Origin of the sequence: Paenibacillus sp. NEAU-GSW1, assembly GCF_009737085.1 — a bacterium.
Classification (GTDB): domain Bacteria; phylum Bacillota; class Bacilli; order Paenibacillales; family Paenibacillaceae; genus Pristimantibacillus.
In genome coordinates this window covers 64,588-77,832 of sequence record NZ_WOVL01000020.1, presented here as the reverse complement: position 1 = coordinate 77,832, position 13,245 = coordinate 64,588, and the positions used below count along the sequence as shown (strand labels likewise).

Sequence of the window (13,245 nt, the reverse complement as noted above, 5' to 3'; positions counted from 1 at the left end):
TTCCGAAAATATTCCTAGATTGCAAGAATAGAAAGGAAGTAAGCCGGTTGGCGGCGCAGGAAACGAACTGGATTCGCTAATTAGCGAAGGCAGTTTCGCAATTTGAGCCAGTTTGGCCGGTTTGGCGGGCAGTTGAGCGAGTTAGCGAAAGGAATTTCGCTATTAGAGCAAGCAGGTTCTTGAGTAGCGAAAAGAAGTTCGCTGATGCGGCTTAGTGGCTGTTTTGGCGCATGAATAGCGAAGTTTGGTTCGTTAAACAGCGAATCGGCTTCGTTCGCAGGCGAGCAGCCGGTTACACATTGCGAGTTGAAACGTGGCAGATATGCAATAGGGCGCGACGCAGACGAACGAGTATGGCTGATCGCAGATATTGCTGATCCAAACGCAAACAATTTTGTAAGGCATCAAATAGGATGCCGTACAATAACAAATTCGACATCGAGAGGGGCAAATACAATGGGTTTATTCGATGACGATTTCTATTCGACGAAAGTATCAAGGCGCGCTCGTTCCTCTCATCGAAAAAGCGAAAAAGCCTTTTTTAATAGACGCAGCAATGGCGGTGGCGGCTGGTCCAATGTCCGCATCGCATTTGTCTCTTCTTTTACAAGCGCGATTGCAGCGATGCTGCTGTTTGCCGCTTTTTTTGGCGGCGGCGACAGCAACGGAGGAAGAGTCGGAGGATCGGACGCGGCTGCTGCGGCTATGGTGCAGACGAGCGGTTCGCTGGAGCAGCGTACGATTCAAGCCTCGGCCAAAGTGAGGCCCGCCGTGGTCAGCATCGTGAACGAGCAAACGCTCGCTTTCGGCCTGGGATCGCTGCTGGAGGGCGATGACCATGGATCCTCCGACAGCGATTCGGCGGATTCTGGAAACGCGGATACCGAGAGCGAGGGGACGCTTCAGGAAGCGGGCGTAGGCTCTGGCGTCATTTTTAAGAAGGAAGATGGAAAAGCTTTTATCATTACGAATTACCACGTCGTGGCCGGCGCTGAAAAAGTGAAGGCGATACTGGTCAGCGGCGAACGCCGCGAAGCGCGCATTGTGGGTGAAGATCAGATTTCCGATCTTGCGGTGCTGGAGATTGACGATGACGGCATTGAAGCCGTTGCGGAAATTGGCGATTCTTCCGGACTTCGTCCTGCCGAGTTCGTTATCGCGATCGGCAATCCGCTCGGATTGGGCGATTCGCTGTCGATCGGCATTGTGAGCAAGACGCGGCAAATCGTTCCTGTATCGTTGAACCAGGATGGCGTTTACGATTGGGAGCAGGAAGTGATTCAAGTCGACGCTTCGATCAATCAGGGCAATAGCGGCGGTCCGCTTATTGATCTGAATGGCCGCGTGGTCGGCATTAATAGTATGAAGATCGCCGATATCGGCGTTGAAGGGCTAGGCTTTGCCATACCGATCAACAATGCGATGCCGATTGTCGACAGTTTGACGGCTAAAGGGTATGTGTCGCGTCCTTATCTCGGCGTATATACGATGGACTTGGAGCAATATTTTGCCCAGCAGGCTATAGCGGACGGGTTGGCCGACAGCGGCGGCGATGTACAGCAGGATGAGTCGGCGGACGACCCGAGCTTGCCGCCTGACGCAGAGGACAGTGGAGACGCTGCTGAAGAACAGCAGCCGGAGCTTAAGCTGCCGGATGAGGTTTTCTCGGGCGTTATCGTCTTGGAAGCGGTTGGACCTGCGCAGGAAGCGGGCTTGAAATTCAACGATGTCATTGTGAAGCTCGATAAGCAGAGCATCGGCAGCACGATGGAGCTCCGCAAATATTTGTACGGTCACAAGAAGATCGGGGAAACGATTGAAATTACGTACTATCGCGACGGGAAGCTGAAGACGGTTAAGGCCGAGCTGAGCGAAAAGACGAAGGAAGAATAGACGGGTCGACGGAGACGAGTCGAAACCAAAGCCGAATCACTAGCAGAATCCAAAAGCAGAAGCGGGAAGGAAGTTATCGACGGCTATGAACGCAATAGAGAAACGAATGAAGGACCTTTACAGCTATAACGCAGACATCGAGCCGCCGGTCGAGCTGGACGCTTTCTGGCAAAATACGTTTAAAGCCGCGTCGTCCCGTCCGCTCGTCGGTGTAAAGGAGCTGACCGAAACGCCGTTCTCCGGAGCGGCAGATGTGTATCACGTCACGTTCGAAGGCTACGACGATACGCCGATTAAAGGCTGGTTCATGCTGCCGAAGTTCGCGGCGCCCGGACCGCTCCCATGCGTCGTTCTGTTCCACGGCTACACAGGCGGCAAGGGTTACCCGGAGAGCTATGCGGAATGGCTGCTCATGGGCATGGCAGTGTTCGCGGTCGACGTTCGCGGGCAAGGCGGCGAGACCGGCAATCGGATGGACAGCGATCATGGCATGACCAAAGGCTGGATCACCCAAGGCATTCTCGACAAGGACACTTGCTACTATAAAGCAATAACCGTAGACGCGCTAAAGGCAGTCGAATGGGTCGCTGCCCAGCCGGAGATCGATCGGGCGAGGATTGCGGTCACCGGAGACAGCCAAGGCGGCGGGCTGAGCATGATTACGGCGGCGTTGAGCAGCGTTCCGGCAGCGGTTGTCGCGAACATACCGAATATGTGCCATATGGATTTCGGCATACTCAACTCGACAGGCTCGCTGACGGAAGCGGCAGAGTTCGTTAATCGTTTTCCTGAACATTATGAAAAAGTGCTCAACACGTTGAGCTATTTCGATCTGGTGCACTTGGCTGAAATGATCCATGTACCGATTATGGTATCGGTTGGTTTGAAGGATACGGTATGCATGCCGGAGACGGTTTTTGCGGCGTACAATCGGATTACGGCAGAGAAGGCGCTTAACATTTATCCGTTTACGGGCCATCATGTAAGCAGCTATCAGAAGCGGCAAACGATGGAGTTTTTGAAAAAGCATTTGTAAGCTGTACAGAAAGGCGCGTCCTCCGGGAGGGTGCGCTTTTTCTATAGGCGCCGCGCCTGCTGCTTGTCGCCAGCAGCCAATATTAGGATTGAACAGCGGACATGCTTCACAAGGAATGGCAGTTTTGTTATGCTGGATGCAGGTATAGTGAACGTAGCCGCCGGAGCGGCGGCGACAACACATTTTTTAAGGCAGAGGAAGCGATTAGCGGATGTATTGTGTTTGTAAACAGCATGTGGAGCTTGCGATTGATAAATTTGTGGACGAGTATGAGGATGCGCCTGACATCGTCGACTTGAAGCAAACAGAGTTTGCCGATTGGGACCCGCCGCGCTGCTGCGATATGTGCGAGCAAGAGGCTGTAGTCTTGGTCGTGTAATCAACTCATAACGAAAGGCCCCGCAATCATCTCAGTAGATGATTGCGGGGCCTTGTTCTTTTCCCCTTCGATTACCAGAGATCGTTAACGGCAATCGTCCAAACTTGCGTCGGCTTGTCGGAGATTTGCAGTCGTGCCGGTGTTGTCATACGATTTCTCGTCGGAGGCCACATTGCTTAGGCCCGTCAGGTATGGCATGAGCGTTTGTTCTATGCCTTGTTTCAAGCGACAACGACAAGAAGCGCCGGACTGAATAATGCAAAGTTCCATTATCCTGTGGAGCGGGTTATGACGGGTATTTTCCTGCGGAGCTATAAACAAATAATGCCATCGATTAAAATAATGGTTGAGAGTAATGGCAATCTATCCGATAGATTGAATTGAACCTTTTTGGCGGAGTGAGCCAATAGCTATATGTAACACCCGAATGGAGGCCGGCCTATGAAAGACAACGATTGGCAGCCTTGGCTTATCCGGATGAGCCAGGGCGATGAGGAGGCTTTTCGGACGGTATATGAAGCGACGCGTGATCGAGCTTACGGGCTGATCTATTATCTCGCGCCCCGCAAGCAGGATGTGGGGGACATCATGAACGAAGTGTACATCGAGTTGTTGCGAAGCGTGGACAAATACCGGCCGGAGCAGCCGTTTGAAGCATGGTTTAATGGTTTGATTGTCAGGCAAGTGCGCAATTGGAAAAGAAAAGGCTGGCGATTGTTCCGAATCGCGGAGAAGCTGCGTTTGACGTCGAGCGGATCGATTGATGCGGCGGCCGACAATCGGTTGGCGGCGGTCTGCGATCGTATGGCGCTTTCGCCGCTCTTGCAGAAACTGCCGCATAACGCCAGAGAAATCATCGTTCTTCGTTACTATAAGAACTGTTCGTTAGAGGAGATCGCCAGCCTGCTGAACATTCCGCTAGGCACCGTAAAATCGAGACATCATCACGCCTTGAAGAAATTGCGCAGTCAATTCGACAGCCAGGAAGGCGGAAAGGAGAGGAACGGTTATGTCTATAGAATTTGAGCGGAAATTAACCGAAGCGTTCAAACGAAGCGAGACGGAGCTTGAGCTTGAGTGTCCTCCATCGCTGGATGTCCGAATTATGGCGGAATACGGGCGGCTGACGATGGAGAAAAGAGGTAAAGTCGCTATTAAGAAAAAATGGAGTTTATCCAAAGTGGTCATAATCACAGCCACTGTTGCGTTAATGAGCGGATTCGCGTATGCCGGAAATAAGTTTCTGTTCTCGGATACGGCAGGAACGTATTCGATCCAGATGCAGACGAATGAATCGCTCGATCTTGAGCCGGATGCATTGGAGAAAGCGCGGGCATCGCTTAAGGAGATTCAAGCGCAGCTCGCGCCTGGGGAGACAGCCGTTGTTTATTTGCCTGAGATTGCGGCAAAGTTTGAAGGGGGCCACCAGCCTGCGCTTGGGGTAACCAATCCGATCTATGTATCGGATAAGAGCGAGTGGAAGGCTGCGCTTACGGAGATCGGCGCGGCGATGCCGGATGATTTGCTGGGATCGTACCAGTTCGAGGCGGGTACGAAAAACAGTCCGTTTCACTATGAATTGGGTATGGACGCTTTGGACTTGCTAAACCAAATGCAAGCGGAAAGCGAGCAGTCGGAAGGGGATCAGGCCGCTCAGGCGCTTTGGCGTCTGACAGATACGGAGACGAATAGCTTTGTATCGAGCTACACTTCTGTTTATCGCGATGCGGACGGGGAAATGCTCCAAGCGGCATGGGTTGTTTTCGATGATCCGTCCACGAGAATGGAAAGTTTTGCTCCGCCTAGCACCGTGTACGAAGAACTCAGTCTGAGTGGGCAGAAGGCACATTATACGAAGTTTGATCAATCGCTGTATGGCGACAGCAGTACTCTACAAAGCGTCATGTGGATCGAGCAGCAGGAGGACCGGACGATCATGCATTATGTGGAGTCGGATTCTGCGGCGATGACAGAAGAGAAGCTGGTTGAAGCGGCGCAAGCGTTGTTGAACATGCGGTAAGAGAGTTGTTAGGTGTGAGGTTAAGACGATCAACCGTCCCTGTTCGGGGCGGGTGGTCGTTTTTTTAATGCGCGGGGCGTCGTTTATTGCATCGGGAGGAGGCAATAAGATAAGCTGTAAAGTAGCTAAGAAGCAGCACGGGAGGACGTTAAAGCATGCAAATTCAGATCGTATGTGTAGGAAAGTTGAAGGAAAAATATTGGTCGCTTGGCGTAGACGAATATGTAAAAAGACTGCGTGCGTACGCTCGCATTGACATCCGCGAGCTGGCGGACGAGAAGACGCCGGACTCGATGAGTCCGGCGGAGGAAGAGCAGGTGCGCACTCGCGAGGGCGAGCGGATCCTCGCCGCGCTGAAGCAGGACGCGCATGTCGTGGCGCTCGCCATCGACGGCGAGACTTGGTCGAGCGAGCAGCTCGCCGCTCATATGGAGAAGCAAGCCGTCTATGAAGGCGGCTCGGTCGCATTCGTGATCGGCGGCTCGCTCGGTCTCTCGCCCGCGGTGCTGTCCCGCGCCGACAAGAAGCTCAGCTTCGGGCGGATGACGTACCCGCATCAGATGATGCGGGTGATTCTGCTGGAGCAGGTGTATCGGGCGTTTAAGATTAATCGGGGAGAACCGTACCATAAGTGACGGCTAAAAATTTTGTAAGTACGCCTGCATTTTATGAAATATTGCCATACTAGAGTTAATTCTTTCTAGAAATATTAATCCTTAAGTAGCAGGGGAATACTGGTAAATGTCGAAATTATGATTTAATGCTTATCACCCTGTTGGGTGAGGAGGAATACAGTGTGACTACTAATGAAATAATAAAACAACTGTTTCTGGCTTTTTCTAAGCAAGATAACGAAGACTTTATAAGAATTGCTGAGGAGTTTATTGACTCAGAGAAAAGAAAGAAGCACAATATCGCAGCAAAGCAACTTAAAGATGCGTTGTATGCATCAGCTAAAAGTAGCAAGGCTGTAATCCACAGCAATCGTTATCGAGCAAATATTCCAATTCCCCGGGATAATGATAGTGGTTTTCCTCTATTAGAAGTTAGGGAATATAATCTTTCGTGGGATGACCTAGTAATATCAAACGACAAGAAACTGATTTTGGAACAGATCTGTAATGAGATTCAATCAACTGATATTTTAGCAACATATAATCTCGCTCCAACTCGAAAAACTTTATTCTGTGGGTTGCCGGGTACTGGGAAAACGTTCTGCGCAAAGATATTAAGTTCAGTTCTACAAACTCCATTGGTATACATTAACTTTGACGCGATAATTTCCTCATACTTAGGAGAGACCGCCACGAATTTACGCAAAGTCTTCGAGTTTATAAAAAATGGAATGTGGGTCGTTCTTTTTGATGAGGTTGATATTATTGGAAAGAATCGTGATGACCATCATGAGCTTGGAGAGATCAAACGAGTTGTTAATAACTTTTTGCAAATGATTGATAACTTTGAAGGTGAAAGTTTATTAATCTGCGCGACTAATCATCCTCATATACTTGATCCAGCCATTTGGAGGAGATTCGACGAGATAATAAACTTTGAGCTGCCCGACAAAGAAGAGAGAGAGCGACTGATAAAGCTTTATTTAAAGCCTATAAAAAAGGATTCTACATTGAATTTGTCTTCACTTGGAAAAGAAACTGAAGGATTTTCACCATCAGATTTGCAACTTATGTGTAGGGAAGCAATGAAACACGTGATTATAAACAACAGGGATGTTTTGACCTCCATAGAGATGAATTACGTGCTTACTCGTTATAGAGAACGATATGCTCTTCGTCAAAAAAATGGAGGAATGAGTTTCTAAATGGTCCGACACAATCACTTACCTTTACCACAGTATGTTGAAGAACTTCCAAAGAGAAATTCTAACCAAAGGGGCGGAGGCTTTAGGCCCATTGGAACAAGGGATAAAATTCAATATCATCAAGAAAACCTTCAGAAAGCAAATCAGATTTCTCAATCATTTGCTGAAATTAAACAGAGGTTTCGTGGGACGATAAATCCACATTTGATTTATAGAATTAAGGTAAACCAGAGTGTTGATATTCCTAGCTTTGAGAGAATCTTAAACGCAATGGGTGAACTAACGGTTCTTTCGGTTGCAGAAAACAGACAAGGTTATTGGGTCGTATTTGGCAATGACGAGGAACTAAGTGTATTTAAAAATAAACTGGCGCAGTATTCTGGAGTTGTGCCAGACGGTTATAAGTATGAATTTTTTCATGCTATTGATGGTATTGAAGATATCCCTCTCGAGGAGAAAATTGGCGAAGCGATCAAACAAAGTCCGTTACAGGAAGATCAGCTTTATTACTTGAACGTTGAATTGTGGAGAATGGACGACGAGATACTTGACACTTTTATAAGACAACTATCTCAGAATTACCGTGATAATCCTCAGTTTAGCATAACAGATAAACTAATAATGAAGTCATTTGCACTATTAAGAGTCAAGTTAAACAAGGCGATTTTTGATGAAATCATAATGTTAAAAGAAGTAGCAAGAATAGAACTACCAATGCTACCAAAGTTTAGTCCTTCAGAATACCGGCAAATCGATGTAGAGGAGTTTGAAATTTCTGAACCACCTGAAGATGCAACGGGAATTCTAGTTATTGATTCTGGAATTGTCTCAAATCACCCGCTATTAGAAAAAGCCGTGGGCGATGAGCAAAACTTCCAAGAGGGGGAACGTCAGACGCACGATGTCGTGGGTCACGGTACCGCTGTTGCAGGAAATAGTATTTATTACGATATCGAACGTTGTATTGAAGAGAGGAAATTTTCTCCGACTAACTGGTTGTTTTCAGCAAAAGTAATGTATGCGGAGAGAGACTTTCATGGCAATATCACCCCAGTCTATGATCCAGAGAAGTTGTTTGAAAACCAATTAAACGATGCCATAAGAACGTTTTTGAATAATATTGAAAACCGAATTAAAGTAGTAAATATATCATTTGGCAATAGCTTTGAACCCTTGGGCAACGGAGGCAACCGCCAGTTTCCTCTTGCCAATCTTATAGATGAGTTAGCTCTAGAATACCGTAATGTAGTATTTGTAATTTCATCTGGCAATCAAAGACCCAGTTTGTTTTATGATCTTGAAGAGATAATAAGTGGGTATCCGAACTATTTGGTTGAGAATAAAGATTTTAAAATAATCAATCCAGCCACTTCAGCGTTATCATTGACGGTTGGGTCTATCGCAACTTCTACACGAGCGATGGAGCCTAGACCTGGTCAAGATATTTGGCATACATTTGCTGAAGAAGGGCAACCTTCGCCGTTCAGTAGAACAGGGTTTGGAATCAATGGCATGATGAAACCTGAAATCGTCGAGTATGGTGGGAATCTGATTGTAAGAGAGAACTTTAATCGTGTTACGGAAAATATTGGAGGTAAAGTAGCGCTTTTATCTAATAATCCTACTGAAGCCTTATTCAGCTTTGATAATGGGACAAGTTTCTCTGCACCGAAAGTATCGAATCTACTCGGGCAAATTGCAAACAGTTTCCCCGACAAATCTGCTAATTATCTAAAGAACTTACTGCTTCAATCAACTGAGCTTACGCCAGTTCCAAATTTGGGATACACAGCATCCAAACAGGAAAAAGCACAATGGCAAATGACGGGGTATGGGATTCCAAACGTAGAGAAAGCCATTTATTCATTGGATAACAGGATTGTTTTGTTGGATGAGGACGTAATCGGTCTGAATAGAGTGAAGACGTATTCTGTAAATCTACCAAGTAGCTTCTTTGAAACTAGAGGGACAAAAAAGATATCAGCAGTTCTTACGTTTGACCCTGTTGTGAGAGCTACAAGAGGCGATAGTTATTTAGGTGCGCAGATGGAGTTTAAGTTGTTTCATACTGTCATACCTGATGAAATAGTAGCCCACTACGCCGTTACAGAAGTTGAGGAAGCGGATGAAGATGAAGAAGATACTACTCCGACTGCACTAAAGCCATATGAGATTGTTTTAAAGCCAGGCGTAAATATTAGAAACAAAGGATGCCATCAAAAAGCGATTCGGCACTTTAAAACCGCACAAATGTCAGCACCAATAACGCTCGTGGTAAGATGTCTCAATAAATGGATATCAGATTTAAACTACACTCAAAGTTACTGTGTATCTTTGACAGTTGAACACTCGGCAGAAATTGATATTTATTCTTCAGTTCGAACCGAAGTGCTACAGAGGACAAGAGTTAGATAATACCGAAATATAATTTCAGATCTTATTCTTTCAAACTTGTTGTTTCAAAGCAATAAATGGATAGATTAAAGGAGAACAGTCTTATGACGTTCTCCTTCGCTGTCTCTTATATTAATCCTTTATCGCCCCTCGAGCTCATCTGTTCGTAAGCTTCATCCAATCCAATTGATATATAATAATCCCGTGTTACTTGCTCCATGAGTTCCATTACTGCAGAGTGATTTTCCTCTGGGACGAATTTTAGTATAGCAGCAACAATGGCGTTCTCCCTTGCAGCTTCGCGAAGCTTGATTTCCTCTATGCCGTAAACTGTGTAACCATTGTGAGTCCCTTTTGTGATCTTATGTTTCAACTGGATAGCGGCTATGGCGGTAGCCGGATTAATCTCCTCGATATTCGCTAGCGTCTCGAAGCCTTTCTGAATAACCTCGTCCAAAAGCTCCAGATCGTGCTTTACCTTATCCACGGTCATATGAGCGGCTTTACGTTCTGCTTTCGTGGGATTGTTGGCAACGCGCTTTCCTCTCGACTTTCCCGAGCGGAGTTTATCCGCCTGAACATCCCCAATTATCGCCGCTCTACGCTTTCTCGCGTATTCGTACATCGTCGGCACCGAGATATCGAAGCCTTTCTCTTTGCACCATGCCGCACATTTATTGGGGCTTTCCCCGTCGTCCAGCATCTTATCCAAGAATGGCCGTCTCGGCCACATCTGGAGCTGTTTCTGTTTGCCTACCACGGCCATATAAAATCATCTCCCTTGCTGGTATAGTAAGAATATCGATTTTGCAAGCGTTTTCATAATTTCAGATAGCAATTTCGATTCTCTCCCGATTCCGCTCTTGCTTACACTGGAATGAATCCGCTGTAGCCGCTACCGGATGAGATGAGAAGAAGGAGTTCAAGTTTTCATCGAAGCTTAGTTCAATCGTATCGATCTTCTTACTTTTGTTCACCGTAATTTGCTTAATAAACAGGTGCAACAACGTCTTCCGTTGTTCGAATGTCGCAGCGGTAAGTATCTGATTGAATCCGCGAATTAACTCGTGCACCTGTTCGAATGATACAGGGGAAGTATTGTCTTCGGCCAGTTCAAGCTCCAATCGGGTTTTCTCCGTGTGAAGCTTAATTATCTTGGCTTGAATCTCCTGTATTCTCCCGGTGAATAGCGATTTATCAACGTTACCTTGCTCAAATAGATCGAGGTAACGTTGCTTTGTGTTCACAGCATGTTCTAATTGGCTTCTAATGTGTGATAGCTCGGATTGGAGCGGTAATGTCCGAGTCGTGAGCCTGTGGTTAATTTTGTCCACGACGGCCCTTAGAATGCTTTTTTTGGACAGAACCAGCGTTAACCGATTCATCACTTCTTCTTCGGCTTCCTGTTTTCGAATGCTATTGGCTGAGCACACGCTGCTACCCTTATTCCGAAACGCTCCACACGAGTAGTACAGGCGGTTCACGATTTCTCCAGTTTTTGTCTTGTTCTGTGTGCGATTGGCGACCATTGCCGAACCACACTTTGGACAGCGAATTAACCCAGATAGCAAGAACCCACCGTCGAAGAAACGAGATGGCGTGAATGACTTCTTTTGGAGAAGAAATTGGACTTTCTCCCATAGCGCATCGTGAATAATGGCTTCGTGTCTTCCGTCGGCAATGATCGGCTCAGTGCTTTTGCCCCGCCTACGCATATTACTCCAGTTCTCGTAGCGATTGTAACGGATTTTGCCGTTATAGAACGGGTTGTTCAAGATTTCCTTTACAGCGGAGGTGGAGAAGGTGTTACCGGTCTTTGTCTTGTAGCTGCTGTGGTTTAGTTCGTTGGCAATGCTCTTTAATCCACGCCCACCAGCGTATAGCTCGTATATTTTTCGTACAATTAGTGCTTCTTCTTCCATTACGACAACCTGCTTCGAACGCTTCGAAGAGTCGCCGGGTTCAGGAATAGCCTGATACCCCAGCGGAAGCTTTCCATTATGCTTACCTGTTTTGGCTCGTTGTTTCATACCCATTTTCACGTTTTCTACTATGGTATTACGCTCTAACTCGCCTACAGCGCCCATCATTTGAAAAGCAAACTTTCCAGTAGGCGTACTTGTTTCGAAGTTATCCGAATATGAGCGAAACCTGCTGATGAATGGAAGCATGTGGGGAAGCTGTCGCATGATTATAATGTGAAGCTGAAACGGACGGATTCGGGAGAGATTCAAACGCGTCTCGCTAGCTGCTTCACATCTGTAACCCGATCTTCGTCCTTCATGTCTACATGTGCATGAGATGCTTCACCACGCCTCGATTAACGCCTACGCTCATATCGAAAACTGTCCGGGTGTCCTCAGAAGAGTACAACCTGAACCACCACAGTTTAGCATGTACTTCAATAAAGATACTCGGAGTGGAACCTTGAATGCTTCCGTCTTCTTGTCATAGAATCGGATGTACTTGTTGGTTGAATATCGTCATGGCGAAATCGTGATCGTAATCCTTAGTCGTTGTCGAGTTTCAGGATGAGATTGCTATTAGTCGACTCGACATGAATCAGGTTGATATTCTGAGGAAAATTAATAAGGAATTGATACGAGCTTTTAAATAAACAGCCCCTAGACTTGAACATAAGTGTTCGAGCGCTAGGGGTTGTTTATTAGGGTACTACGAATTCTATGGGTTTATAATTTGGTAGCCTTTATTAACGGGCAGGATAGTGAGTGACAGTACTTTTGAGATGCCGAGGGACGGGCAGAAAAGTTGAGCTACAGTATCCATCGGTAACTTCAACTCGTTAGAGTAGTAACAAATTGAAAGAATGTTTAAAAATAAGTGTTGCATGCATCTGAGTGGAAGGATAGAATTGGAAAAAATAATATTCAGGAAATGGATGGGAGAGTATTATGTATCCAATTAAATTGGTTTTGTTTGATCTAGATGATACACTTTTACACTTTGCCGACTATTGGGAAAATAGTGTTAAGGACGCGTTCAGAAATCATTTTTTCACCAGTGAAATGAATAGTAACGATTTATTTGAAGTCTTTAGTAATGTAGAACATTTCTTAGTAAAGAAATTAGATAGCAAACAAATTTCTTTTGACGAATATCGGACTAAACGTTTTCTCTATTCTATGGATCAAATGGGGAAAACAACGGATGTAGAAACGGCAATTAACTTTGAAATGTTCTACCAATCAATAAGTAAAAAGCATATGAAGCCTAATGTGATGATAAACAAAACCATTAAGGATCTTAGTAATTATTATCAAATAGGAGTATTGACGAATGGAAGCAAAGGGTGGCAGGATGATAAATTCGAGGCAATCGGATTAGATGGTATCATTCCAAAAGAGTATGTGTTCATATCCGAAGTTATCGGCTATGAAAAACCAAGCCCAGAAATTTATCATTATGTTCTAAGTATGACTTCTTTACCACCAGAACAGGTACTTGTCGTGGGCGACTCTTGGACAAATGATGTTGCGGCTCCAATACAAGAAGGGTTGAAAGCTATATGGTTAAATAAGAAGAATTATCAAGTACCTCAAGAGCCTCGCCCTCTAGCAGTGATTACCGAAATAGAGGAGTTACGTGCGATTTTGTTGTCACACGTAGGGGACTGTCCCCTTGATTGAGTACCTTATTCGCGCTATTCCGCTAACGGTGAACAAGAGCTAAATAGACTACAACAC

Annotated in this window: 11 protein-coding genes; 9 read left to right on the top strand and 2 right to left on the bottom strand. The window is 46.1% G+C overall.

Features of this window, described 5'->3' with window-relative positions; translation table 11 throughout:
* The first annotated feature begins 456 nt into the window (after positions 1–456).
* From GOM71_RS16180 to GOM71_RS16145, 8 genes are all read left to right on the top strand, one after another.
* Complete coding sequence (locus GOM71_RS16180) at positions 457–1,893, top strand: S1C family serine protease (protein WP_156282909.1); 1,437 nt, start codon at positions 457–459, stop codon at positions 1,891–1,893.
* 85 nt (positions 1,894–1,978) lie between these two features.
* Positions 1,979–2,929 (top strand): acetylxylan esterase, encoded by a 951-nt coding sequence (locus GOM71_RS16175; RefSeq protein WP_156282907.1) that lies wholly within the window; start codon positions 1,979–1,981, stop codon positions 2,927–2,929.
* Positions 2,930–3,140: 211 nt separating this feature from the next.
* The gene (locus GOM71_RS16170) at positions 3,141–3,308 is read left to right on the top strand and encodes a CxxH/CxxC protein (protein WP_156282905.1); all 168 of its coding nucleotides are present in this window, start codon (positions 3,141–3,143) and stop codon (positions 3,306–3,308) included.
* Positions 3,309–3,749: 441 nt separating this feature from the next.
* A complete protein-coding gene (locus GOM71_RS16165) occupies positions 3,750–4,334 on the top strand; it encodes a sigma-70 family RNA polymerase sigma factor (protein WP_156282903.1) in 585 nt (194 codons plus the stop codon).
* Entirely contained in the window at positions 4,318–5,328 is a 1,011-nt protein-coding gene (locus GOM71_RS16160; RefSeq protein ID WP_156282901.1) for a hypothetical protein, read from the top strand. Before GOM71_RS16165 ends, GOM71_RS16160 begins: the two co-directional genes overlap by 17 nt.
* Positions 5,329–5,483: 155 nt before the next feature.
* Entirely contained in the window at positions 5,484–5,963 is a 480-nt protein-coding gene (gene rlmH / locus GOM71_RS16155) for a 23S rRNA (pseudouridine(1915)-N(3))-methyltransferase RlmH (RefSeq protein ID WP_156282899.1), read from the top strand.
* A 161-nt stretch (positions 5,964–6,124) separates the two neighbouring features.
* Complete coding sequence (locus tag GOM71_RS16150) at positions 6,125–7,147, top strand: AAA family ATPase (protein WP_367649650.1); 1,023 nt, start codon at positions 6,125–6,127, stop codon at positions 7,145–7,147.
* Positions 7,148–9,562 (top strand): S8 family peptidase, encoded by a 2,415-nt coding sequence (locus tag GOM71_RS16145; protein ID WP_156282895.1) that lies wholly within the window; start codon positions 7,148–7,150, stop codon positions 9,560–9,562.
* A gap of 106 nt (positions 9,563–9,668) precedes the next feature.
* Here GOM71_RS16145 and GOM71_RS16140 read toward each other — a convergent pair whose 3' ends face one another.
* Together GOM71_RS16140 and GOM71_RS16135 are read right to left on the bottom strand one after the other, a co-directional pair.
* Positions 9,669–10,307 (bottom strand): hypothetical protein, encoded by a 639-nt coding sequence (locus GOM71_RS16140; protein ID WP_156282893.1) that lies wholly within the window; start codon positions 10,305–10,307, stop codon positions 9,669–9,671.
* Between the two features lie 61 nt (positions 10,308–10,368).
* The gene (locus tag GOM71_RS16135) at positions 10,369–11,712 is read right to left on the bottom strand and encodes a recombinase family protein (RefSeq protein ID WP_173275725.1); all 1,344 of its coding nucleotides are present in this window, start codon (positions 11,710–11,712) and stop codon (positions 10,369–10,371) included.
* A 741-nt stretch (positions 11,713–12,453) separates the two neighbouring features.
* On the opposite strand from GOM71_RS16135, the gene GOM71_RS16130 reads away from it, so the two are divergent.
* On the top strand, positions 12,454–13,188 hold the full coding sequence (locus GOM71_RS16130) for an HAD family hydrolase (protein WP_156282889.1): 735 nt from the start codon (positions 12,454–12,456) through the stop codon (positions 13,186–13,188).
* Positions 13,189–13,245 lie beyond the last annotated feature (57 nt).